Raw genomic sequence first — 22,725 nt, forward strand, 5'->3', positions numbered from 1 at the left:
GGCGCGTATCACGCCTGTTCGTCCGCCGCGTCCTTCGCGCCGGACTCGCCGCGGAAGCCCGTGGCCAGCACGTAGAGTTCGCTCGAATCCGCCCGGCTCGCCTGCGGCTTGACGTGGCGCACGGTGGCGAAGTCGCGCTTCAGCTCGGTCAGCAGATCGCCCTCGGTGCCGCCCTGGAACACCTTGGCGAGATAGGCGCCGCCCGGCGCCAGGATCTCGCGGGCGAAGACCGCGGCGGTCTCGGCGAGCCCGATGATGCGCAGGTGGTCGGTCTTCTTGTGGCCGGTGGTGTTGGCGGCCATGTCGGACAGGACGAGGTCGGCCCGCCCGCCCAGCAGCTCGGTCAGGCGCTCGGGCGCGGAGGGATCGAGGAAGTCGAGGGTGATGAAGGTCGCGCCCGGCATCGGCTCGATGTCGAGCAGATCGATGCCGACGATGCGGCCGCTGTCGCCGAGGATCCGCGCCGCGACCTGCGACCAGCCGCCGGGGGCAGCGCCGAGATCGACGATCCGCTGTCCAGGCTTCAGGAGCTTGAAGCGCTCGTCGATTTCGAGAAGCTTGAACGCCGCGCGGGAGCGGTAGCCCTCGCGCTTGGCGCGGGCGACGTAGGGGTCGTTGAGTTGGCGTTCCAGCCAGCGCTTCTGGGAGAGGGTGCGCCCGCGCCCGGTCTTCACCCGCTGCTTCAGGTCGCCGCGCAGGCCGCTCGTCCCGCCTCGCCGGTCGCTCATGGTGTTGGCCCCTGGGGTCTGCCCGGAATCGGAGTCGGAGATGTCGCAGTCGATTTCCAGCGACGGGTGAAGGCGTCTCGATGGCAACGCGCCGCGCACGAAAAAGCGAACCATCGCTCTAACGCGCCACGCGCTGCGCGTGAAGGCGCGACCGTCCGCGGATCGCAAGCGCCGATTGCTCGCTGCGTGCGAAAATATCTCGCTCAGGTTGAAATCAAACTTGCGCCGATGAATCGACTCTGCAAATTATACTCAAATCAGTTGCACAGATCACATACTCAACAATAAGAGGAAATGCCCATGCAAAAAGATGAGAAATCATCCTCGTGCAGAAGCGCTGCACACAAGACATTGGAGCAATGGATTGCCGCGGTGGAAAAATTGAGTGTCGATGACACCACGCGTCTCTACACGGAAAATGCGCTTCTTGTTCCAACACTCGAAGACGGCGTCCCCAATACACCCGCAACCCGCCGCGCCTATTTCAAAAAATTTCTAAGTCAGGATTCGTTGAGCTGCAAGATAGATCTTCAAGTCGACCACGCCAGCGGAAAAGACGATGCCGTTTTAATCGGCGGCCTCTACACATTCGAAATAATCAAAAATCGCAAAAAGGAGATAATTCCAGCGAGATTTCTTTTCGTATTTGAAGAATTCGACGGGCAATGGCTCATCACGGGCCACCATTCCTCCCGACAAAAATCGGGAGACAAGACACAATTCCTGTTTTAGACGCGCAAACTGAGCTTGACCGGCAGAACCATCGACTGCTCTTTATCTCAGAACTGAACGTAGAACCGATGGAGTCCGACGGCTCCACGTTTCAGCGATACCGCCCGCGGCGCCAGACGCCGTCCTCGCGCATCATGTTCATGAGCAGGCCCTCGCGCAGGCCCCGGTCGGCGATGCGCAGGCGCTCGGACGGGAACACCCGGCGGATCGCCTCCAGGATGGCGCAGCCGGCAAGCACGAGGTCGGCCCGGTCGCGGCCGATGCAGGGGTTGTCGGCGCGCTGTTCGAGGCGGGTGTCGAGCAGATCCTCGATCGCGTCGCCGACCTCGTCGTCGCTCATCCAGAGGCCATCCACCCGGCGCCGCTCGTAGCGGGCGAGCCGCAGATGCATGGCGGCAAGCGTGGTCACGGTGCCGGAGGTGCCGAGCAGGTGGAAATAGGGCGCGGTGGCCGCGGCCGCAGCGCGGATCGCGAAGGGCGAGATGAGGTCGCCGACCTCCTCGACCATGCCCTCGAAGGTCCGCCGCGTCACCTCGGTGCCGCCGTGGCGCTCGGCCAGCGTCACCACGCCGACAGGCAGCGAATCCCAGGCGCGGATGCGCAAGGTCGGGTCGGTCGAGGGGTTGGCCGCCGCGCCGTCGAGCCACGCGATCTCGGTGGAGCCGCCGCCGATATCGAAGATCACGACCGATTCCGCCCGCGGGTCGGCGAGCGCGGCGCAGCCGGTCACGGCGAGATAGGCTTCCGTCTGCCGGTCCACGATCTCGAGGTCGAGCCCGACTTCGGCGCGCACCCGCGCCACGAACTCGGCGCCGTTGACGGCCAGCCGGCAGGCCTCGGTCGCGATCACCTTGGAGCGGGCCACCGCGCGGGACTTCATCTTGCCCCGGCAGATGCGCAGGGCCTCGACCGTGCGCTCGATCGCCGCCTCGGTGAGGCGATTGGAATTGCCCAACCCCTCGCCGAGCCGGACGATGCGGGAGAAGGCGTCGATCACCCGGAAGCCGTTGGGCGTCGGCTCGGCGACCAGCAGACGGCAATTGTTGGTGCCGAGATCGAGCGCGGCATAGGCGTCGCGCCGGCCGTGACGACCGGTTTCGTAGCGTGGGGGGAAGCTCTCGATCGGGCGTCCGCCCGTGACCGTGCGGGAACCCTCCCGCGATGTCTGCGGGTCGGCGGTGGGGCGGGCCGACACGGCGGCGGCGCTCTCATCCCTCATCGACGCGACCGAACTTCCTGGCGATGCAGCCCGGCAAGACGCCCGGCCGACGTGGCCCCAAGGCTACAGGCGTTGTTCAGGAACTGCAAAGGCTGGATGGCCGGCCTTACACGATTTGCCGCATGGATTGTCTCGCGAAAGACCCCTCAACCCGGTTCCTGCCGCGGCTTGGCACGCCCGCCGACTGTGTAGCTGCGGCCTTTCCATACGGCCCGGCCGGCACGTCCGGGGCGCAGCAGCACGTTCCACTGGATCGCCAGCGCCGTGACGACGGTGGCGGGGTGGAGGAGAATCGTCGCGAGCGGCTCGGCGACCCGGAGGGTGATCGCCGCCCGCGTCGCGAGCGAGACGATGACGGCGGCCGCGGCCATGACGGCGGGTGTCCCGGCGCCCAGCGCCAGGGCGGCGGCCAGAACGAGCCAGGGCAGGATATGGCCGCCGAACAGCAGCACCGTCCAGACCGGGAGCGAAACGGGCGTCGCCATGCCCTCATGCGCGTTCTTCGAGAAGCCGGCCCAGCTCTGCGGAAAATTTCGGTACATCCGGCAGGCCGCGAGCGCGTGGCCCGCGACGAGATCGGTGTGGAACCCTTGCTCGCGGAACAGCCGCGGCAGGCGCACGCCGTCATGGAGCGAGGTGCGGATCGCGCCGTGGCCCCCGGTCCGCCGGTAAGCCTCGCGCGCGATCAGGATCAGCTGCCCGCAGGCGGCGCCGAGCGAGGGGCGGGGCGAGGCGCGCATCAGGGCGATCGGCAGGTAGCCGAGCAGCAGGAAGTCGATCATCGGCACGGTCAGGCGCTCGCCCAGAGTCTCCATCACCTGCCGCGGCACGCCGCTGACGAGATCGGTGCCGCTCCGGACGGCATGCGCGGCGAGCGCCGCCGCGCCGTCCGGTGCCAACGTGACGTCGGCGTCGAGAAACAGCAGGCGCTCGCCCCGTGCCGCCTCGGCCAGGGCGGCGCAGGCGTGGTTCTTGCCGGTCCAGCCCTCGGGCAGGGCGGGAACGGCGATCAGCCGCAGGCGCGGATCGGTGCGGGCGATGCGCTCGACGATTTCGGCGGTCCCGTCGGTCGAGTGATCGTCGCCGACGATCACCTCGACCGGGACGCCGGAGCTCGCGAGTGCCGCCCGCACCGTGCCCTCGATCACAGCCGCCTCGTTGCGGGCGGGGATCAGGATCGAGACGAGGCCGTCGCTCGGAGTGGGCTCGGGGCTGTGCAGGATCGCGAGATTGACCGCGGCCAGCCCCGCCGGAAGCAGGGCCAGCGCGAGGGCAACGAGCGCGAGGAGGGTCAGTGTCATCGGGTCCGCGTCTCCTCGGAATCGCCGTCCCGGTGCCCCGGCTCGAAGCGGCGGCCGGTCAGCGCGGCCGCGAGCCGCCGCCACCCGTCATACACGCCGCCGACCCCGCGCCGGCCCGCCAGCAGCGTCTCGAACCGGGTGGGATCGCGGGCGATCACGTCGCCCGAGAGCCGGTCGAGGGTGGCGGTCAGCGCCGTCTCCATCCGGGCGAGCCGCTCCGGGCGGGGCAGGGCAAGCAGTTCGGCGGCGGTGAGCGGTTGACCGAAGGCGAGGAAGGCTTCCGCCCCGCGCTCGTCCCAGAAGGCGTATTCCACGGCCAGCGGCAGGAAGGTCGCCTCGGGGGCGATCTCGGTCAACCGCGCGACGCCCGGCTTCAGCCCCAGCGGGCGAACCCGCACGTCGGCGAAGCGCCCTTGCGCCGTGATCCAGATCGCGCGGTTCGGCGCACCCAGGATCGTGCGGGAGGCGGACAGGAATTGCGCACCGCCCCGCGCGCTGTCGAGATCGACGGGAAAGGCGCCCAACTTCCGGAAGATGCCGTACTTCTCCAGCATCGCGGCATCGATCGGCGCGAAGCTCTCGCGCCCCGGAAACAGCCGGTCGGCCGCGACGAGCAGGATCGCCGCATCCCACCACGCCGGATGGTTGGCGTAGATCACCAGCGGCGCCGTGCCTGTGATGCCGGCCGGAACGCCCCAGCGGGCCAGCCGCAGGGCGTTCAGGTGGCGCCGCACGAAGCGGTCGAAATAAGCGGCCATGAACCGCCAGAGCGGAGCCGAGCGCTCGGGCGGAAGCGGTTTGCCCCGCGCCATCTCGAAAGAACTCAGGCGGTCTTGCGCAGCTCCGGTTCCCCGCGGCCGCGCAGATCCTGATCGAGGGCGTCGGCGGCGATCCAACCCGACATCATCACCATCGGCATGCCCGGCCCCGGATGGGCGGCGCCCCCCGCGAGGTAGAGGCCGCGCACCTCCCGCGAGCGGTTGCCGGGCTTGAACGCGCCCATCATCCGCCCGTGCGAGGCGAGCCCGTAGATCGCGCCGTTGAGCACCTTGTAGCGGTCGTGGATGTCCTGCGGGGTGAGGTGGCGCTCGACGACGATGCGCTCCTCGAGATCCGGCATGCCGCCGGTGCGCTTGAGCTTCTCCAGGATCGTCCGGCGATAGGCCGGGAACATCTTCGACCAGTCGTGGTGCGGCCGAAGATACGGCGTGTGGACGAGGACGTAGAGCGCCTCGCCGCCCTCGGGCGCCACGCTCGGATCGGTGGAGGAGGGGGCCGCGAGGTAGGCGGTCGGGTCGGGGGCCGGCTCGCCCTTGCGGTAGATGAAGTCGAACTCCTCCTCCGGGTCGCGGGAGAAGACGAAATCGTGGTGGTTCAGGTGCTCGTAGCGCTTGTTGAGCCCGAGATAGAGCACCACGCCGGAGCAGGCCGGCTCGAAGAATTTCTTCTCGTAGGACTTGCCGACCTCGCCGCCGACGAGTTCGCGGTAGGTGCGCACCGAATCCATGTTGGAGATGACGGCGTCGTAGGGCGTGATGCCGTCGCGGGTGCGCAGGCCGCGCAGCTGGCCCGCGGCGATGTCGAGGCCCAGCACCTCGTCGGCGGGCTTCAACGTGGCGCCGAGTTCGGTCGCGAGCCGCATCAGCCCCTCGGCCACCGCGCGGGTGCCGCCCATCGGGTACCACACGCCTTCGGCCGTCTGCATGTGGGCGATGGCGCAGAGCACGGCCGGCGCGCCGTAGGGCGAGGAGCCGACATATTGCACGAAGTGGTCGAGCATCTGCGCGAGGCGCGCATCCTTGACCTTGCCGCGGATCGTGCTCGCGACGGTGGCGTGCATGCGAAGGCTGAGCACGTCGCGGAGCGTGCCGGGATTCATGTTGGCGCGGATGTCGATCGTGTCGAACAGATCCTGCACCGCCTTCCAGAAGAAGAACCGCTCCGAGACGCCGTGCAGATGCTCGGAGACTGCGATGAACTTCTTGTAGCCGTCGCCCACCCCTTGCCCGGGGGCGAACCGGTCCATGGAGGCGGCCATGGCATCGACGTCCTCGATCAGATCGACGCGCGAGCCGTCATCGAAGAAGCAGCGCCATTGCGGGTCGAGGCGGCGCAGATCCATGTAATCGTGCACCGAGCGCCCGGCCTCGGCGAAGATGCGCTCCAGCACGCGCGGCACGGTGAGGATGGTCGGCCCCATATCGAAGCGGAAGCCGCCCTCGTGCAGCACCGCGGCCTTGCCGCCCATCCAGTCGTTCTTGTCGTAGACCGTGACGCGATGGCCGCGCGCGGCCGCCACGCAAGCCGAGGCCAACCCACCGAGCCCGCTTCCGACGACCGCGACCGAAGAACCCTGGCTCATTGGAAACGCGTCTCCCGCGCGGCCTGAAAAAGAAGACCGTCAAAGCAAAGCTAGATGCGCGGCAGGGCGGGTCAACGTGCCACCCGGTCGCGCTCGGTCCATACCACGCCGCGGGCTGTGGACAGAGACGCGAGAAAATTGCCGATTTCCCGGCGCCGCTGCGCGGGTTCGAGCACGTCGGCGCCGATTCCGAGACGCCACGCGCGATGGCGGCGGGCGGCGCCCTCGCTGCCGTCGAGATCCGAAATCTCGCCGGCATAGGCCTCGACCGCGGCGTGATCGGCGGCCAGCCCGGCGGAGACGACCGCATCGGCGCTCAGCCGCAGCATCGCGGCGAGTTCGTCGAGGTCGGTTTCCGGGTGGTACTGCGTGCCCCAGAACAGCCCGCGCCCGTAGCGGATCTCGATCGCCTGAACGTCGAGCACGGCATTCGCCGCGAGCACCCGCGCGCCGGAGGGGGCGACGACGACGGCATCGCAATGGATCGCGGGTGCGTCCCAGGCAGGCGCGCGACTGGCGAGCAGCGGGTGCGCGGCCCCGTCCCCCGTGGCCGTGAGGCGCCGGGCGAAACCGTATTCCGGCCCGCGCGGGTTCTCGCCGACATCCCCGCCCGCGATCGCCGCGGCGACCTGCATGCCCCAGCACGAGCCGAACACCGGCAACCCGGCCTCCAAAGCCGCGCGCATCAGGTCGAGCTGGCGCCGCACCGCCGGCCCGCCATCGGCGAGCCGCAAGGTGGAGCCGGTGAGCACCATCCCGTCGAACCCGGCGAGATCGAACCCGATCGCGGCCTCGGCATCGGCGGGGTTCACCAGCGTGCAGGCCGCCTCGGGCGCGAGGTCGGCCACCACGGCGGCGAAGGCCTGCGAGGTGGTTTGGCCGACGGCGGACTCGCGCTTCGCACGGCCGTCGCGGTCGTTGCCGTCGGCGATCAGCAGGCGCAGCATTGCGTTGGTCATGGGGGTGGGGCGGCTCCGAAGATATCCGGGCGAGAAGACATGCGGGCGCAAGAAGACATGCAGGCCAGCGTGAATGGCCCTGCCCGATCTGCCCGGTTCCGTCGCGGAGACGGGTCGCCACGGGTCAATCCGCCTCAGACCGTTCTCCGGCCGACCACCCCGACCGCCACCCCCAGACCAACGGCCGCCAGGGTCGCCAGCACGCCCCAGGCCGGCAAGGCCGCCGCCGCGCCCTCGCCGAGGGCCGCCTGATAGGCCTCGATCGCCCAGGCGTTGGGCGTGAGCCAGCCGGCCTGCTGCAGCCAGGGAGGCATGAGGAAGCGGGGCACCATGCTGCCGCCGACCGCCGAGAGCAGCAGCACGCCGAAGGTCGCGGCCAGATGCGCCTGCTGGCGGGTCGCCGAGAGCGCGCAGGCGGCGAGCGCGAGGCCCGCCGCCATGGCCGAGACGAGGATCGAGGTGACGAGCCAGCCGATCCAGTGGCCGGACACATCGACGCCGTGCAGAAGCGCGGCGGCGGAAAAGATCAGCCCGGCCTGGACCACGCCCTGGCCGAGCAGGAACAGGAATTTTCCCAGCACGATCACCGGCAGGCCGCCGGGGCCGGCGGCGAGGCGGTCGGCCAGCCCGCCCTCGCGCTCGTCCACCAGGGAGAGCGCCCCCTGCATCGCCGCGAACAGCAGGAACACGGCGGCGATGGCGCCCGCGTAGTAGCTCACCCGCTCGTTGCCGCGCCCGCTCGCGGTGGTGCGGGTCTCGACGAGACGGGTGAAGGAGAACGGCTCCTTCTTCGCCCGCTGCTCGGCGAAGGCCTCGTCGAGGAAGGTGCGCTCGTCCGGCCCGATCTTGCCGGAGCGCTCGACGTCCGCGACGATGCGCGAGAGCACCACGTCGGGCAGCGCGTCGTTGAGAGCACGCTGGAGCTGGCCCAGCGCGATCGGCGTGGCGAGCGCCCGCGACGGACTCTCGATCAGCAGCACCGGCTGGCTCGCCGCCGCGTTCCCCTTGTCGGGGCCAGCCTTATCCGTGCCGGCGGGCGCCGCGAGGTCGCTGCGCAGCACCAGGGCCACATCGACCTCGCCGCGACGCACGGCGCGGACGGCCGCCGCTTCGTCCGCCACGTCCAGGCGCGCGATGCGAAGGGACGGCTCGGCCTCCAGGGCCGTGACGAGGCGCTGCGTGGTGGCGGTGCCCGCGAGGTCGGCGAGCCCGAGATGGATGCGGATGCGGTCGCCGATCGCGCCCGAAAAGATCGCCGCGAAGATCGCGAAGATGACGGTGGGCAGCACGAAGGCCATGGTCAGCGCCGCGCGGTCGCGCAGGAGCGAGAGCCACATCACCCGGAATGCCGCCGCGATCACGCCGCGCTCTCCCGGCCCGGACGGCCAGCGAGGCTGTCCCGGTAGAGGGTTTCCAGGCCGGGGCGGCGCACCCGGATCTCGGCCACCGGCACGCCGGCTGCCCGCAGGGCGGCAAGCAGAGCCGCGCCGTCGAGCCCGCCGGCGGCCCCGTGGTCGGCACGCCAGAACCGCGCCTCGCCCGTGAGCGGCGAGAAGCCGGAGCGCCTCAGGGCCGCCTCGGCGGCGGCGTCCGGGGGGCTCTCCAGCACCGCCTCGTGCTCGGGCGGGGCGGCCTCGAACGGGCGCATCAGCGCGGCCAGAGCGCCTTCGAGCCGGATCTGCCCGTCGGCGAGGATGGCAACGCGGTCGGCAAGTCGCTCGGCTTCGGAAAAATCGTGGGTGCTGATGACGAGCCCGGCGCCACCCGCGCGCAGGCCCGCCAGCACAGCGTGGATCGACGCGCGCGCGTCGAGATCGACCCCCTGCGTCGGCTCGTCGAGCAGGATCAGGTCGGGTTCGCTGAGCAGGCTCACGGCGATGTTGACCCGGCGCTGGTAGCCGCCCGAGAGCGTGGCGACGAGCCGCCCCGCCACCTCGGCCAGCGCACAGCGCCCGATCGCCGCCGCGACCGCCCCGCGGCGCTCCCCACGCTTCAGGCCGGCGAGCCGGGCGAACACGTCGAGATTCTCCGCGACGGTGAGGCGGGGATAGAGCGCGATTTCCTGCGGCACGAAATCGATCCGCTTGCGGGTCGCACGGTCGGCATGGGGGTCGCCGCCGAGGATGCGGACGCTTCCGGCATCGGGCTTGAGCCGCCCGGCCAGCAGGCGGATCAAGCTGGTCTTTCCGGCCCCGTTCGGCCCGAGCAGGGCCAGCGTCGTGCCCCGGACGAGGGTGAGGTCGAGCCCGCGCAGGGCCGGACGGCCGCGATAGGCGAGGGCGGCGCCCTCGACGGAGACGAGGGGCGGGGCCTCGATGTGCATCATTCGCCCGTCAGCGCCGCGGCAGCGGACGGGCGATGCGGATCCGCATAGCGGTGCCGGGTTCGTGCAGGGCGAAGCTCGCGCTGGCAAAGTCCGGCCGGGCCCGGCGCGCGACAGCGCCGGAGAAACCGTAAGGCTCCAGCGGCAGGCCGAGCGCCGTCCGGTCGAGCCGGCCGTTGCCGTTCTCGTCTTGGAAGGCGGCGACCGCCCAGACGCCCGCGGGCACGTCGGTGAAGACGAAGCGCTCGGCGCCGCCGCGGACCGGAGCGCTCCGGCCGATCGGACAGGCGGCCTCGCTCAGCCCGCCCTGACACAGGGTGACGTAGACTTCGCCCGGCCCCGGCTCGGCTCCCTCGACGATCACCTCCAGGCCTGCCGCCCGCGCCGGGCCCGTAAACGCGGCCAGCACGGCAAGGCCCGCGAGAAAAGCGGCCCGCATCAGCTCGGATCGCCCTGCGTGGCAAGCGGCGAGGTCGTCGGCAGGTCCGCCAGGATCGCGGGCGCCTTCTCCTTGGCGAGATCCTCGATGAGGAGCCGGGCGGAGATGCGCGCACCCTCGTAGATCACGGGAAGGCCGGAGCCCGGATGGGTGCCGCCGCCGACGAGGTAGAGCCCCGGCCCGAAGCGGTTATGGGGCCGGAACCACAGCATCTGCATGAGATCGTGGGCGAGGTTGAAGGTCGCGCCCTCGTGCACCGCGAACGCGTCGCGCCAATCGCGGGGATCGACCACGCGCTCGTAGCGGATGCGGCTCTCGATGTCGGGAAGGCCGAGGAGCTTCAGGCGCTCCAGAATCAGCTTGCGGTAGCTCGGGCCGACCGTCTCCCAATCGATGCCCGCCTTCAGGTTGGGCACCGGCACCAGCACGTAGAGGGCGGTGTGGCCGGGAGGCGCCATACCGCCATCGGTGAAGCCGGCATGCTGCACGTAGATCGAAGGCTCCATCGGCAGCGTGCCGCCGGTGATCTCCTTGATGTTGCGCTCGTATTCCTTGGCCAGCAGGATGGTGTGGTGGCCCAGGCTCTCGGGCATTTTGCCTTCGATGCCGAGGTAGAGCATGTAGGTCGAGCAGGAGAGGCGCGCCTTGCCGATCTTGGCGTCACGCCAGCGCGGGCGCCGCTCCTCCGGCACCAGATCGCGGATCACCTTGGCGAAGTCGCCGTTCACGACCACCGCATCGGCCTTCAGCGTCTCGCCGCCGACGACCACGCCGCAGGCGCGCTTGCCCTCGAACAGGATCCGCTCGACCGATTGCCCGAGGCGGATGTCGACGCCCATGCGGCGGGCGAGCCCCGCCATCGCCTCCGAGACCGCGCCGCAGCCGCCGACCGGGTGATAGACCCCGTGCTCGTATTCGAGGAACGAGAGGATCGTGAACAGGCTCGGGCAGCGGAAGGGGCTCATCCCGAGATATTTGGTCTGGAACGAGAAGGCGAGGCGCACCCGCGGGTCGGCGAAGTAGCGCTTGAGATCCCGGTCCACGCTGCGGCCGGGATGGAGATGGGGGAGGGCGGCCAGCATGGCCGGGCTCGCCATCGACAGGATGTTGTCGAAGGGCTGCTCCAGCACCGGCTTGAAGTAGTTCAGCTTGGTCCGGTTCTCTTCGAAGAATTTTTCGACGTTCTCGGCATCGGCGGGGGCGAGGCGGGCGATCTCGGCCTTCAGCCGCGGCACGTCGCCGGTGGCACGGATCTGCCCCGAAATGCCGCCCTCACCCTCGAAGACGAGGTTGTATTGCGGGTCGAGCCGCTCCAGCCGGACATGATCCTCCAGGCGCTCGCCGCAGGATTCGAAGATGTCGGCGAGGATCTGCGGATAGAGGAAGAAGGTCGGGCCGATGTCGAAGCGGTACCCGCCCGGCGCCTCGACGGTCTTGGTGCGCCCGCCGACGGTCGCGTCGCGCTCGATGATCGTGACATGCAATCCGGCCTTGGCCAGGAGCAGCGCCGTGGCAAGCCCGCCGGGGCCGGCCCCGACGACGATCGTGCGGCGGCCCGACAGGGTACGCAAACCTTCCCGCGACTGCAGCAACGTCCCAAAACTCCCAACCTCACATCGTCGGCGCAATCTTGGCCGGAAGCGGGCCAGGGGCAAGAGGCACGGATTGTCGCGTACCAGGGGTCTCAACAGGTTCCGGCCATCGACAGGCCGATACCGTCCGCGTTCAGGGCCGTCGCCGACGCAGCGGGAGCACGGCGGCCGCGCCGATCTGCGGGCCGGTCTCGGCGTCGAGATCGGGCACGGCGATGATCGGCGCACCGCGCAGATCCCGGCGCATGACGATGGCGCCACGCTCCTCAAGGTAGCCCAGCATGCGCCGGGCACGCCCCGCCGAGGAGGTACCGTAGGCCTCCGCGAGCGCCGCGTCGGACGGGCAGGGCGAGCCTTCGAGCGCCGTGCGGGCGATGAGCAGGAACAGCCCGGCCAGATCCTCGGGCAGGCCGGCGGCGATCTCCTGCGCCCGCTCCCAACCGGGTCCCTCGGCGGTGGCGCCCTGGACGCCGGCCCGTGCCACGGCGAGCCGCCGCTTGAATTCGGGCAGGCCCATCGCCTCGCCGCCGATCCGGCGGATGCGGCAGCGGACGGTGAAATCCTGGTAGAGGGTGGCGGGCGTGCAGGCGGCAGCGTCCGAATCCGCCAGCACCGAGGCGAGGATCTCGGCCATCGCCGCCTCGCGCTCGGCCGGATCCATCGGCTCCTCCTCCGGCAGATCGTCGCGCACCGGCGGCCGGTAATTGGCGAGTTGGACCAGCACGTCGGGGCCGGGCGCGCGGACGGGCTTCGGCCGGGGCGCGGGGAGGGGCCTTGCCTCCTCCTCGGCCGACGCCGTCATGATCAGCGCGCGCGCCTCCTCGCCCATGGTGGGCAGGGGGAGCAGGTCGGGCGCGGCGTTGCGGCTCTCGGTCACCGTCGGGCCGATGGCGATCGGCAGCGGGCGCTTCGAGAGCGCCGGGCCGAGGCCGACGAAATGGCCTCGGGCGAGGTCGCGGAACATCTCGGCCCCGCGGCGATCGAGGCCGAGCAGGTCGGCGGCGCGCGCCATGTCGATGTCGAGGAAGGTGCGGCCCATCAGGAAGTTCGAGGCTTCCGCCGCGACGTTCTTGGCGAGCTTGGCCAGACGCTGCGTGGCGATGATGCCGGCCAGCCCGCGCTTTCGCCCGCGGCACATCAGGTTGGTCATGGCGCCGAGCGAGAGGCGGCGGGCCTCGTCGGAGACCTCGCCCGCGGCGGCGGGGGCGAAGAGCTGCGCCTCGTCCACCACCACCAGCATCGGGTACCAGAGCGAGCGGTCGGCATCGAACAGGCCGCCGAGGAAGGCGGCGGCGGCGCGCATCTGGTCCTCGGCGTCGAGCCCTTCCAGCGAGAGCACGACGGAGACCCGATGCTCGCGGACGCGGGCGGCGATGCGCAGGAGTTCCGCCTCGTTGCCATCCGCCTCGATCACGACGTGGCCGTAGCGCTCGGCCAGCGTGACGAAGTCGCCCTCGGGGTCGATGATCGCCTGCTGCACGAGGCCCGCACTTTGCTCCAGCAGGCGCCGTAGCAGGTGCGACTTGCCCGAACCGGAATTGCCCTGGACGAGGAGGCGCGTCGCCAGAAGCTCCGTGAGGTCCATCATCCCGGGCTTGTCGCCGGCCCGACCCAGATCGATCTCGTAGCCCATCCCGTACCCCGCTGGCGCCCGCTGCTTCTAACATGCGCCGGCCGGCCGAGGTCCGCGAGGGCCTGAGCCGTCCACAGGCGGGAGGCCGCAGCCCTTGCCGTCATCGCGAACGGACGCGAAGCGATCCAGCGACGCGACCCATCCGGAGAGGGCGAGCGCTGGATGGCCTCGGCTCCGCCTCGCCATGACGGGGGCGGCCTGCCACGCCGCTCCGACGATGCGGATGGCACCTGATCAGAGATCGGGATCGACGCTGCCGCTGAGCGCGCGGAAGGCGCGGGACAATTCGGCTTCAGCTGCAAGCCGCTGCCCCGCCAGATGATGCAGCGCGATCGCGCCTGCGGTCGCGACGTTGAGCGAGTCGAAGCCTGGCGCCATGGCGATCCGCACGCGGCGGGCGCGGGTCATCAGCGATTCAGGCAGTCCGGGCCCCTCGGTCCCGAGCAGCAGCAGCGTGCGAGACGGCGGATCCAGGGCATCGAGCGTCTCGCTCCCGCTAGGGGTGAGCGCGAGCGGCGTCAGGGCGTGGCGTTCGGCAAGATCGAGCAGCGCCGCCCCGCTCGCCGCGCGGGCGAAGGGCACGGTCAGCGCCGCGCCGGCCGAGACGCGGATCGCCTTGCGGTAGAGCGGATCGCAGGCCTCGGCATCGAGCCAGACCGCGTCGGCGGCGAAGGCGGCGGCGTTACGAAACAGGCCGCCGACATTGTCGTGGTTGGTCAACCCGACGAGCCCGACGACGAGGGCCGGGGCAGGGGCGGGTGGGATCAGGGACTCGGGTGGAGGCTCCATGCCGCGCAGGCCCACCGCCAGCACGCCGCGATGGATCGGAAAGCCGGCCACCGCGCTCATCACGTCCTTGCCGGCGAGATAGACCGGCGGCCCGTCCCCACGCAGCACGTCCGCAAAGCCCGGCCAGCGCTCGGGCGCCAGCAGCACCGATTCCGCGGCGAAGCGGGCGCTGCCCGAGAACAGCAGCCGCAGGGTCACCTCGCCCTCGACGATGAAGCGGCCCTGCCGGCCCACGAGGTCGCGCTCGCGCACGGCCCGGTAGGCGCAGAGCCGCGGGTCGTCCGGATCGTCGATGGCAATCGGTTCGGGCAAGCGTTTTTTTAGGCGCGGCCGCCGCCCATGCGCATGGCGAGCGGATCGGCCTCTTCCTTCTTCGGCACCTTCACCAGGGCTTCGCCGTCGAGCACCACCTCGTCGCCGACGGAGCAGGTGCAGGCCAGCCGGGCGCGGCGGCGCTCGGGGATCAGCTCGGCCACCTCGACCTTCACCTCGACGATGTCGCCGATGCGCACCGGCGCGCGGAAGTTCAGGGTCTGTGAGATGTAGACCGCGCCCGGCCCCGGCAGGCGGGTGCCGAGCACCGCCGAGATCAGGCCCGCAGTGTAGAGGCCGTGGGCGATGCGGGTGCCGAAGGGCGTGCGCGCGGCGAAGTGCTCGGAGAGGTGGATCGGGTTGCGGTCGCCGGTGATCTCGGCAAAGCCCACCACGTCGGAGGAGGAGATCTCCTTCTTCAGAATCTCCGTCAGTCCGACTTCGAGATCCTCGAAATAGAGCACGCGCAGTTCGGGCAACATGGTCAACGCCTCCCCGGTCCGGATCGCCGCTCGATAGGCGGCTTGGCTGTCCTTTGGCAGATCTTTCGCCTTGCACAGCCGCGCGTGCAAATCCAGCCGGACAATGGGCCGAGAGGCCCGCCGCTGGGAAGGGTCTCGACAGGGCAGGGCGCCTCGGTCCATCACCGGCCCGCTTCGCCCCACCCTCGGGAACCCGCCGGTGCCTCGTCTGCCGCCCTCGCCGAGTCTGCGCCCGGTCGTCGCCCGCGTGGCGGCGCTGAACCTCGGCTATTTCGGCATCGAGATCGTCGTGGCGCTCGCGATCGGATCGGTGGCGCTGATCGCCGACAGCCTCGACTTCCTGGAGGATGCCGCGATCAACCTGCTGATCTTTGCAGGGATCGGCTGGAGCGTGCGCAACCGGGCGCGGCTCGGCACCCTGCTGGCCGCCATCCTGCTGGTGCCGGGCCTCGCCACGGCCTGGGCGGCCTACGAAAAATTCTCGGACTTCACCGCGCCGGCCCCCGTGCCGCTGACGCTGACCGGCCTCGGCGCGCTCCTCGTCAACCTCGCCTGCGCGCTGATGCTCGCCCGCCACCGCGACGGCCATGGCAGCCTCACCCGCGCGGCCTACCTCTCCGCCCGCAACGATGTCGCCGCCAACGTCGCGATCATGATCGCAGGAGCCGCCACCGCGCTGACCCTCTCGCCCTGGCCCGATCTCGTGGCGGCAGGCGGCATCGCCGTCATCAACGCCGATTCCGCCTTCGACGTGCTCAAGGCCGCCCGCCGCGAATGGCGTGCCGCGGCCGAGGAAGCGGCGCAGGCCCGCGCCTGACGCCTTCCGACTTCTCCCTCGAACCGACGGACGCCGTGCTGCGCCTCTTTCCCCTCTCCGACCTGCATCTCGAACGCCGCCGCCCGGAGATGATCCCGCCGCCCGAGGCCGCCTTCGACGTGCTCGTCTGCGCCGGCGACCTGCACGAGGGCCAGCCCGAAGCCGGGCTCGCCACGGTGCTGGCGCTGGCGGGCGAGCGGCCGGTGGTGCTGGTGCCGGGCAACCACGAGCACTACGCCCCGACGGGCGATCCGCGCACTGCGCCCGAACTCCTCGCCGCGCTCGAGCGCGAGGTCGCCCGGCTGAACGGGCTGGGCAGCCGCATCCACCTGCTCCAGGGCGGGCAGGCGGCGGTGATCGGCGGCGTGCGCTTCGTCGGCACCACACTGTGGAGCGACTGGTCACTCGCCGGGCGCTGGCTCACCGACGACACGCCCGACCGGCCCGACGACCCTGTCGCCTATGCGGCCGCGCGGATGACCGATCCCGTCACCGGATCGCGAGAGTACCGCGGTTCGATCCGCCGGGCCGACCGCGAGCCCTGGTCGCCGGCCGACGCGATGGAGGCCCATCTGCGCGAGCGGGCCGCTTTTTTCGAAACGCTGGCCCAGCCCCACCAGGGCCCCACGGTCGCCGTCACGCACCACCCGCCGAGCCCGCTCGCCGCCGACGCATTCCGCGACAGCCCCGGCGTGCCGTGGTGGGTGCCGGCCTTCTACGCCACCACGATCCTCGACGACTTGCCCGACGCGGACCGTCCCGATCTCTGGATCTCCGGCCACTTCCATGCCGGGCACGATCTGCGGATCGGGCGCACCCGCTGGCTCGCCAACCCGGTGGAGGGAAAGACGTTTCGCAACGATCTCATCGTCGAGGTGGGATAGCGTTCTCACGGACGAAACCCGACGCCGGCTTCGTGCGTAAGGCTCCGGCTCGCCACAGGCGGGAAAAGCCAACAAAAAAGCGGGAGATTCGCCATGAATGCCTTCATCGCCGTCGTACTCGTCTGCGCCAACGGCATCCCGCAGCAGGATTGCAACGACGAGCGGGCGAGCGAGGTGCGTAAGGTCCGCGTCGCGAACGAACTCGGCTGCACCAACGGCTGGCAGGAGATCATCGCCCGCACCGGCCTGAGGGACGAGGTCGGCAAGACGAGCTACCTCAAGACCGAGTGCCGCCGGGTGAAGGAACGCGAATAGCTTGGACCGTTGCCCCTCCGGCGTCGCCTCCGCGCCGGAATCTGCTATTCAGGCGCGGTCGAGCCCTGAAATTCCCGCGAACGGAGGGGATCGGCACAGTGTTTCGCCGATCGTCGAGAGATTGATGCGCCCGAAATCCGGACTTGCCGCCCTGCGTTGGCCCGCCCTGGGCATGCTGGCCGCCCTGTCCGTGGCCGGGCCGGTCTTGGCCGCCGCGCCCCCGGCCCAGCCGGCGGAGGGACCGGGCGGCGTCGGCGACAAGGCCGCCACCATCACCAAGCGCGCGGTCGGCAAGGCGAGCGCGGCGACCTATGCCTTCTACAAGGCGGGCCCGGCGCCCGAGGGCGGGCGGCCGGTGGCGGTGTTCCTGCACGCCTGGGGCGCGCCGAACCCGCAGGCCTACGGCGCCTGGATCGACCACCTCGCCCGCCATGGCTGGCTCGTGCTGTTTCCCCGCTTCCAAGAGGTGAACCGCACCCGGCCCTCCGACGCGCCGGCCATCGCCGCGCGCCTGCTCAAATCGGCGCTGGCGGACCTCGCAGGCGACGCCGACGCGAAGCCGGATACCGGCCGTCTCGCCCTGATCGGGCATCTGGCAGGCGCCCCGCTTGCCGCCCACCTCGCGGCGGAAGCCGCACAGGAGGGCCTGCCCGCGCCGAAGCTCGTCTACGTCGTGATGCCCGGCGGCATCGCCCGGGACGCCAAGTCCCGCGGCATCCCGCTCGGCGATCTCGACGGCATGTCGCCCAAGACCCTGTTGGTCACGGTGATCGGCGACCGCGACGCGCGGGCCGCCGATGCCGCCGCCCGGCGCATCCTGCGCGACGCCCGTTCCGTGCCGCCCGAGCGCAAGCTGTTGGTGCGGGCGCTCTCGGACGACCACGGCTTCCCCGCGCTCACCGCGACGCTCGCCTCGCCCGCCGGGCTCGACGCGGCCTATGACGGCGGCGCGATCAAGCTGCCGCCCGACCCGCCCGGCGAGAAGCCGCCGCCCTTCCGCTGGTCGGCCGACATGTCGCTTTCGGGCGAGCAGACGACCCTGGTCTCGCAGATCAACAACGCCCGCGCCGACAGCCTCGATTTCCTCGCCTTCTGGCGCACCTTCGACATGGCGGCGACGGCCGCCTTCGCCGGCAAGGATGCCCAGAGCCTGAAGAACGATCCCGCTTTCAGCGACATGCGCCGCTGGGGCGACGGCTGGCCGGTCAAGCGCCTCGGCGTCGAGATGCCGAAGGTACCGGCGACGCCCGCCGCCGTGCAGCGCTGACCGCCCGTCTTCCGCCTCGACCCGAAACCTCAAAGGATGCCGACAAGCCGATGAAGCTGTTCCACTCGCACAGCTCGCCCTTCGTGCGGAAGGTGATGGTGGTCGCCCACGAACTCGGCCTCGCCGGGCGGCTGGAGCTGCTGCCGAGCGCCGTCCACCCGGTCAAGCGCGACCGCTCGGTGCTGGCACAGCATCCGCTCGCGCAGGTACCGACCTTGATCCTCGACTCCGGCGAAGGCCTCGCCGACAGCCGGGTGATCTGCGAATACCTCGACGCGCTCGGCGGCGGCCGGCTGTTCCCGGCCGGAGGCGACGCGCGGTGGCGGGCGCTCAACGAGCAATCCACCGCCGACGGCGTACTCGATGCCGCCCTGCTGATCCGCTACGAGCTGACCGCACGTCCCGAATCCGAGCGCTCGGCCGGCTGGATCGAGGGGCAGACCGCCAAGATCGAGAGCGCGCTGGCGTGGTTCGAGGAGCACGCGGAGGCTTCGGGCGATCGCGTCGATATCGGCACGATCGCGCTCGCCTGCGCGCTCGGCTACCTCGACCTGCGTTTCTCCGATATCGCCTGGCGCGACGACGCGCCCCGGCTCGCCGCGTGGTTCGCGCGCTTCGAGGAGCGGCCCTCCATGCGCGCGACCCGTCCGCCCGTCGGATAGCCTCTTATGGGTCCTCCGGCTGGCTCGGCCCTTGCTTAGCTTGGGCCGTCCCTGCCGGGAGATCCACCATGCCCGATTTCGTCGCCGCCTCGCTCGCCTCCGCCGTCTTTTGCCTCGCGATCATCGCGCTCAATGCGCTGACCCGGCTCGCGCTCCAGGTTCCGTTCGCGCCGGACGGGCTCGCCGAGAACGGCTTTCTGCAATACGGCGGCGCGCTGGCGCTGGCCGGGACGACCTACCAGCGGGCGACGCGCCTGCCCGGACGATATGTCGGCGAGTGAACCTGCCTCTGCGGGTCGAAGCGTTCCGGTCGAGAGGCCAGTGCCTCACAAAACTCCCGGTCTCTGACCGTTGTCGTTCTGGCGATGACAGCGCGGCGGGCGTTTTGTGAGAGACACTCATCGCGCAACACGACGTTTCCGGAACACGTCGCCGACGCACGTGAAGACGGGGTGGATGATCCGCACCGTCCTCGCGGGGCGGAGCCCCTGCCATCCAAGAGCACGACCGCGGCCGGAAACGAAAAGAGCCCGCCGCGAGGCGTGCGCGGCAGGCTCCGGATCGATGAAGTGCCCCGCCCGCTGCCGGGCAGGGCCGTTTCCTGGAGCATCATCCCGAAAGGCGGCCTCCGGCTTTCGGAAAAAAGATGATGCGAAAACAAGCGCCTCAAGCATCGTCCTGGATCAGGCATCCAGGACGATGCTTTTTAGAAGTACGACTTCAGCACGCCGCGACGGCGCACGTCGAGCGTGGCGCAGTGGAACGAGCCGCCAAACGGGCCGTAGGAGAGGAACGGCGCCGGGATCGGGTCGAAGCCCCAATCCTTCAGCGCCTTGATCAGGGTCGGCTGGCTCTGGTCGACGACGATCTTCTTCTCGTCGATGGCGAGCACGTTGATCGAGGTCCAGGGCGAGCACATCGAGATCTTGCTCATGAAGCCCTCGACCGGGTCGGGGCGCGGGGCGATCAGCACGTCCCACTTCTTGAGCACCGCCGGGAGCTTCTCGACGTCGATGTAGTCGGGGTTGACCAGCACCTTGCCGGGCGCGAGTGGCATGAACGACGAATCGATATGCATCGGCTGCGGGCAGCGGCTCTCGATCTCGTGAATGCGGAAGCCGGGGCCGAGATGGCGGCGCAGCCACTCGATGCCCATCAGGTTCGTCACGTTCGAGCGGGTCACGAACAGGTCGCGGCCGCAGCGCACGAAGTCGGCGGCGTCGAAGACCGGCTCGAACTCGTTGACCGTGAACTGCATCGGTTCGCCGGCCTTCAGGTTCGGCACCCGATAATCGTAGTTGTAGAGGTCATCCGTCAATTGAGGGCGCGGTGCCGATGTCCACCGCGCGCCATTGCGAAAATATTCCTTGAACAGCGAGCGGTAGGCGTCGCCCTCGAAGTAGCGCGAGCGCCAGCACATCGGGCTCTCGATGATCTCGTCACCGATCACGAGGTACGGGTCGCGCGGGCAGGCGACACAGAAGCCGCGCGAGGTCCAGCGCGGCGCCTTGAACTTCTTCGAGAAGTCGACCGTATCCGGGCGGCGCACCTTCACGCCCTCGCCGGCCAGGATCGAGATGAAGTTGTCGAGCTCGGCCTGCGCGAGCTTCTTCATGAACTTCGGATACTTCCAGCCGGAGGCGAAGCGGTAGAACGGCTGGGCCGCCCGCGGCAGGTTGAAGATCACGGTGAGGTGGTGGGTCGGGATCGTGGCGCCGTCGAGCGAGCCGACGATCACCTCCTCCAGCGGATCCCACTCGTTCCAGGCCATCACCGGGCTACGGGTCGCGGGAGAATGTCTTCCCAGGTCGTTACGGCCCTCGTAGCCCTGCGAAAAACCCGTCGACGAGGCGTCGTCGACCAGGGCGGAATCCGCCGTGATCTGCGGCTCGCGATCCATTTGAGGCTCCCTAGAAGCGGCATCGCGCGACAATCGTCGCCAGCGGCCACCGCGGGCGCCGCTTTGCTCCCCGGTGTGTCAATCGGGTGATAGACAGGGCAGATCAAAGCTGCAACCTGCCGGAACGCTTCCCACCACCGGCTAAGCTTCGATGGTCGCTTCGGGTGGGATTTCGACAACACAAGCCTTCGCCGATGATCGAAAGAGGCTGATGAAGCGTCTCACAACACTGGCATCGATCATTGGATTGGGTACGGCGCTCGCGCTGTTCCTGTCTTCCGGCGTGTCCGATGTCACCGCCGCGGTCGTCAGCGCGGGTTGGGGGACGCTCGCCGTCGTGCTCGCCCGCTTTGCGGCGGTCGCCTGGGCGGGCCTCGGCTGGCACGCGGTGTTCCCCCGCGGCGCCGGCCCGACCCTGCGTGACTGCATCGCGCTGCGCTTCGTGCGCGAGGGCATCAACACGCTCCTGCCGGTGGCGCAGGTCGGCGGCGACCTCATCGGCGCGCGCCTGCTCACCCGCAGCGGCACGCCGGGCGGCATGGCCGGCGCCAGCATGTTCGTCGATCTGATGACCCAGGCGGTCACGCAGCTCGTCTTCACCATCGCCGGGCTCCTCCTGCTGATGCAGATCACCGGCGACGGGCCGATGGTCCGCACCGTCGCGGGGGGCGTGCTGGTCGCCATTCCGGCGCTGGCCGCGTTCTACGTCATCCAGCGCCGCAGCGGGCACCGCCTGATCGAGGCCGCGCTGAGCCGCTTCGCCGCCGGCCGCGAGTGGCGTGCGCTCGGCGCGATCGACGTGCTGTTCGAGAACCTGCGCCGCCTCTACGGCAACCGCGCCCGTGTCGGTGCGGCGCTTCTGATCCACCTCGTCGGCTGGGTCGCCGGCACCCTCGAGGTGTGGGTCGCCCTCAACGCGATGGGCTATTCCATCAGCTTCCTCGACGCGCTGGTGATCGAGAGCCTCGCCCAGGCCGTGCGCGGCGCCGCCTTCGTCGTTCCCGGCGCCATCGGAGCCCAGGAGGGCGGGCTGATCGCTCTGGGCGCCTTGTTCGGCATCCCGCCGGAGGCAGCGCTCGCCCTCTCCCTGGTCAAGCGCGTCGCCGATCTGGCCGTCGGCTTGCCGAGCCTCGCCCTTTGGAGCCTGATGGAGCGCAAGGCCGCGGCGCCTGCCGAAACCGACGGCACCGAGACGGTGCGCGAAGGGCTCGGGGCGATCCGGGCACGGCTCGGCCGCCGCTCGGGCGGTACCCCGCTCGCCCCGGCCTACGGCTTCTCCGCCGCCCGGACCCCCGCCCCCCTTTCCTCCGACAACGAAGCTGGAGCGCTCCAGAAGTGCGCCTGAACCGCCGCAGCCTCCTTGCCGCCGCCGTGGCGATGCTCGCCCTCACGGCGACACCGCACCCCGTCCGGGCCGCCGACGATCCGGCCGTGGCGCCGATCCGGCGACTCTACGCCAAGTTCGAAGAGGCGCTGAAGAACGGCGCGGGCGATCTCAAGAGCCGGCTCGCGATCGTCGGCGAGACCCTGGCCGAAACCTTCGACACGCCCGCCATGGTGCGCACCGCCGTCGGCCCGAAATGGAAGACGTTCAAGCCCGAGCAGCAGGAAGCGCTGACCGAGACCTTCGGCCGGTACTTCGTCACGCTCTACGCCAACCGCCTCTCGCAGGCGGCGGGCGGCAAGTTCCAGATCGAGCCGAAGAGCGAGGAGCGCGGGCCCAACCGCATCGTCTCGACCCGCGTCTCGAACAAGGACGGCGACGATTCGGAGGTCGATTACGTCGTCAACGCCGGCCACAAGGTGCAGGACGTGCTGCTCAACGGCAATGTCAGCGAGGTCGCCTCGATGCGGGCGAGCTTCGCCGACCCGCTCAAGGGTGGCGCCGACAGCCTGCTGAAATTTATGCGCGAACGCACCGATGGGATGCTCGCCGCCAAAGTCTCGCCCAGAGAGTAGGGCCAGAGACGAGGGATTGAGAAGCGCTCCGCCGGCCATCGATTCGGCAG

23 protein-coding genes are annotated in these 22,725 nt (G+C 70.1%); 9 read left to right on the top strand and 14 right to left on the bottom strand.

Translation table 11 applies throughout. The annotated features are described in order from the left end of the window. Positions 1-8: 8 nt before the first annotated feature. Positions 9-728: an RlmE family RNA methyltransferase gene (locus tag Y590_RS16305; protein WP_060770771.1), complete on the bottom strand. Its 720-nt coding sequence runs from the start codon at positions 726-728 to the stop codon at positions 9-11. Between the two features lie 300 nt (positions 729-1,028). On the opposite strand from Y590_RS16305, the gene Y590_RS25850 reads away from it, so the two are divergent. Further along, a complete protein-coding gene (locus tag Y590_RS25850; protein WP_158509752.1) occupies positions 1,029-1,460 on the top strand; it encodes a nuclear transport factor 2 family protein in 432 nt (143 codons plus the stop codon). A gap of 91 nt (positions 1,461-1,551) precedes the next feature. Here Y590_RS25850 and Y590_RS16310 read toward each other — a convergent pair whose 3' ends face one another. The 12 genes from Y590_RS16310 to croR form a co-directional block, all read right to left on the bottom strand. Then, the gene (locus Y590_RS16310) at positions 1,552-2,679 is read right to left on the bottom strand and encodes a Ppx/GppA phosphatase family protein (RefSeq protein ID WP_060770772.1); all 1,128 of its coding nucleotides are present in this window, start codon (positions 2,677-2,679) and stop codon (positions 1,552-1,554) included. 146 nt (positions 2,680-2,825) lie between these two features. Next, positions 2,826-3,980, bottom strand: coding sequence for a glycosyltransferase family 2 protein (locus Y590_RS16315; protein ID WP_060770773.1), 1,155 nt, complete (start codon positions 3,978-3,980; stop codon positions 2,826-2,828). Then, positions 3,977-4,792 (bottom strand): lysophospholipid acyltransferase family protein, encoded by an 816-nt coding sequence (locus Y590_RS16320; RefSeq protein ID WP_060770774.1) that lies wholly within the window; start codon positions 4,790-4,792, stop codon positions 3,977-3,979. Before Y590_RS16320 ends, Y590_RS16315 begins: the two co-directional genes overlap by 4 nt. A gap of 11 nt (positions 4,793-4,803) precedes the next feature. Beyond that, positions 4,804-6,342 carry a phytoene desaturase family protein gene (locus Y590_RS16325; RefSeq protein WP_060770775.1) on the bottom strand — a complete coding sequence of 513 codons (1,539 nt, stop codon included), beginning with the start codon at positions 6,340-6,342 and terminating at the stop codon, positions 4,804-4,806. Between the two features lie 71 nt (positions 6,343-6,413). Beyond that, positions 6,414-7,301, bottom strand: coding sequence for a type 1 glutamine amidotransferase (locus Y590_RS16330; RefSeq protein ID WP_060770776.1), 888 nt, complete (start codon positions 7,299-7,301; stop codon positions 6,414-6,416). A gap of 134 nt (positions 7,302-7,435) precedes the next feature. Continuing rightward, positions 7,436-8,662, bottom strand: coding sequence for an ABC transporter permease (locus tag Y590_RS16335; protein WP_060770777.1), 1,227 nt, complete (start codon positions 8,660-8,662; stop codon positions 7,436-7,438). Further along, entirely contained in the window at positions 8,659-9,627 is a 969-nt protein-coding gene (locus Y590_RS16340) for an ABC transporter ATP-binding protein (RefSeq protein ID WP_060770778.1), read from the bottom strand. Before Y590_RS16340 ends, Y590_RS16335 begins: the two co-directional genes overlap by 4 nt. 7 nt (positions 9,628-9,634) lie before the next feature. After that, positions 9,635-10,063, bottom strand: coding sequence for a DUF2141 domain-containing protein (locus Y590_RS16345; RefSeq protein WP_060770779.1), 429 nt, complete (start codon positions 10,061-10,063; stop codon positions 9,635-9,637). Then, on the bottom strand, positions 10,063-11,655 hold the full coding sequence (gene crtI / locus Y590_RS16350) for a phytoene desaturase family protein (protein ID WP_060770780.1): 1,593 nt from the start codon (positions 11,653-11,655) through the stop codon (positions 10,063-10,065). Before crtI ends, Y590_RS16345 begins: the two co-directional genes overlap by 1 nt. A gap of 133 nt (positions 11,656-11,788) precedes the next feature. After that, the gene (locus tag Y590_RS16355; protein ID WP_003606607.1) at positions 11,789-13,288 is read right to left on the bottom strand and encodes a helicase HerA domain-containing protein; all 1,500 of its coding nucleotides are present in this window, start codon (positions 13,286-13,288) and stop codon (positions 11,789-11,791) included. 234 nt (positions 13,289-13,522) lie between these two features. Further along, the gene (locus Y590_RS16360) at positions 13,523-14,389 is read right to left on the bottom strand and encodes a TrmH family RNA methyltransferase (RefSeq protein ID WP_060770781.1); all 867 of its coding nucleotides are present in this window, start codon (positions 14,387-14,389) and stop codon (positions 13,523-13,525) included. Positions 14,390-14,397: 8 nt separating this feature from the next. Beyond that, complete coding sequence (gene croR, locus Y590_RS16365) at positions 14,398-14,871, bottom strand: 3-hydroxybutyryl-CoA dehydratase (protein WP_003606989.1); 474 nt, start codon at positions 14,869-14,871, stop codon at positions 14,398-14,400. A gap of 199 nt (positions 14,872-15,070) precedes the next feature. Between croR and Y590_RS16370 the strand changes: the two genes are divergently transcribed. The 6 genes from Y590_RS16370 to Y590_RS16395 all read left to right on the top strand — a co-directional run bounded on the left by Y590_RS16370 (position 15,071) and on the right by Y590_RS16395 (position 19,097). After that, positions 15,071-15,688, top strand: a complete 618-nt coding sequence (locus tag Y590_RS16370; protein WP_060770782.1) for a cation efflux transmembrane domain-containing protein — start codon at positions 15,071-15,073, stop codon at positions 15,686-15,688. 35 nt (positions 15,689-15,723) lie between these two features. Beyond that, complete coding sequence (locus Y590_RS16375) at positions 15,724-16,572, top strand: metallophosphoesterase (protein WP_060772329.1); 849 nt, start codon at positions 15,724-15,726, stop codon at positions 16,570-16,572. A 93-nt stretch (positions 16,573-16,665) separates the two neighbouring features. After that, positions 16,666-16,887: a hypothetical protein gene (locus Y590_RS16380; RefSeq protein ID WP_060770783.1), complete on the top strand. Its 222-nt coding sequence runs from the start codon at positions 16,666-16,668 to the stop codon at positions 16,885-16,887. A 124-nt stretch (positions 16,888-17,011) separates the two neighbouring features. Continuing rightward, entirely contained in the window at positions 17,012-18,154 is a 1,143-nt protein-coding gene (locus Y590_RS16385; protein ID WP_060770784.1) for a dienelactone hydrolase family protein, read from the top strand. A 50-nt stretch (positions 18,155-18,204) separates the two neighbouring features. Then, positions 18,205-18,816, top strand: a complete 612-nt coding sequence (locus tag Y590_RS16390; RefSeq protein WP_060770785.1) for a glutathione S-transferase — start codon at positions 18,205-18,207, stop codon at positions 18,814-18,816. Between the two features lie 68 nt (positions 18,817-18,884). After that, entirely contained in the window at positions 18,885-19,097 is a 213-nt protein-coding gene (locus Y590_RS16395) for a hypothetical protein (RefSeq protein ID WP_060770786.1), read from the top strand. A 425-nt stretch (positions 19,098-19,522) separates the two neighbouring features. Here the strand turns inward: Y590_RS16395 and Y590_RS16400 are convergent, their stop codons facing one another. Beyond that, positions 19,523-20,716, bottom strand: coding sequence for a hypothetical protein (locus Y590_RS16400; protein WP_060770787.1), 1,194 nt, complete (start codon positions 20,714-20,716; stop codon positions 19,523-19,525). A 211-nt stretch (positions 20,717-20,927) separates the two neighbouring features. Between Y590_RS16400 and Y590_RS16405 the strand changes: the two genes are divergently transcribed. Both Y590_RS16405 and Y590_RS16410 read left to right on the top strand, forming a co-directional pair. Further along, positions 20,928-22,061 carry an HpnL family protein gene (locus Y590_RS16405; protein WP_060770788.1) on the top strand — a complete coding sequence of 378 codons (1,134 nt, stop codon included), beginning with the start codon at positions 20,928-20,930 and terminating at the stop codon, positions 22,059-22,061. After that, positions 22,052-22,675 carry an MlaC/ttg2D family ABC transporter substrate-binding protein gene (locus Y590_RS16410; RefSeq protein ID WP_060770789.1) on the top strand — a complete coding sequence of 208 codons (624 nt, stop codon included), beginning with the start codon at positions 22,052-22,054 and terminating at the stop codon, positions 22,673-22,675. Before Y590_RS16405 ends, Y590_RS16410 begins: the two co-directional genes overlap by 10 nt. Positions 22,676-22,725: the final 50 nt, after the last annotated feature.

It is taken from the genome of Methylobacterium sp. AMS5, from assembly GCF_001542815.1.
Lineage (GTDB): Bacteria > Pseudomonadota > Alphaproteobacteria > Rhizobiales > Beijerinckiaceae > Methylobacterium.

Bases quoted from the DNA above. Each gene is read 5' to 3' on its own strand.
- Y590_RS16305 (WP_060770771.1), bottom strand. From the start codon at position 728: ATGAGCGACCGGCGAGGCGGGACGAGCGGCCTGCGCGGCGACCTGAAG.
- Y590_RS25850 (WP_158509752.1), top strand. From the start codon at position 1,029: ATGCAAAAAGATGAGAAATCATCCTCGTGCAGAAGCGCTGCACACAAG.
- Y590_RS16310 (WP_060770772.1), bottom strand. From the start codon at position 2,679: ATGAGGGATGAGAGCGCCGCCGCCGTGTCGGCCCGCCCCACCGCCGAC.
- Y590_RS16315 (WP_060770773.1), bottom strand. From the start codon at position 3,980: ATGACACTGACCCTCCTCGCGCTCGTTGCCCTCGCGCTGGCCCTGCTT.
- Y590_RS16320 (WP_060770774.1), bottom strand. From the start codon at position 4,792: ATGGCGCGGGGCAAACCGCTTCCGCCCGAGCGCTCGGCTCCGCTCTGG.
- Y590_RS16325 (WP_060770775.1), bottom strand. From the start codon at position 6,342: ATGAGCCAGGGTTCTTCGGTCGCGGTCGTCGGAAGCGGGCTCGGTGGG.
- Y590_RS16330 (WP_060770776.1), bottom strand. From the start codon at position 7,301: ATGACCAACGCAATGCTGCGCCTGCTGATCGCCGACGGCAACGACCGC.
- Y590_RS16340 (WP_060770778.1), bottom strand. From the start codon at position 9,627: ATGATGCACATCGAGGCCCCGCCCCTCGTCTCCGTCGAGGGCGCCGCC.
- Y590_RS16345 (WP_060770779.1), bottom strand. From the start codon at position 10,063: ATGCGGGCCGCTTTTCTCGCGGGCCTTGCCGTGCTGGCCGCGTTTACG.
- Y590_RS16355 (WP_003606607.1), bottom strand. From the start codon at position 13,288: ATGGGCTACGAGATCGATCTGGGTCGGGCCGGCGACAAGCCCGGGATG.
- croR (WP_003606989.1), bottom strand. From the start codon at position 14,871: ATGTTGCCCGAACTGCGCGTGCTCTATTTCGAGGATCTCGAAGTCGGA.
- Y590_RS16380 (WP_060770783.1), top strand. From the start codon at position 16,666: ATGAATGCCTTCATCGCCGTCGTACTCGTCTGCGCCAACGGCATCCCG.
- Y590_RS16385 (WP_060770784.1), top strand. From the start codon at position 17,012: ATGCGCCCGAAATCCGGACTTGCCGCCCTGCGTTGGCCCGCCCTGGGC.
- Y590_RS16390 (WP_060770785.1), top strand. From the start codon at position 18,205: ATGAAGCTGTTCCACTCGCACAGCTCGCCCTTCGTGCGGAAGGTGATG.
- Y590_RS16395 (WP_060770786.1), top strand. From the start codon at position 18,885: ATGCCCGATTTCGTCGCCGCCTCGCTCGCCTCCGCCGTCTTTTGCCTC.
- Y590_RS16400 (WP_060770787.1), bottom strand. From the start codon at position 20,716: ATGGATCGCGAGCCGCAGATCACGGCGGATTCCGCCCTGGTCGACGAC.
- Y590_RS16405 (WP_060770788.1), top strand. From the start codon at position 20,928: ATGAAGCGTCTCACAACACTGGCATCGATCATTGGATTGGGTACGGCG.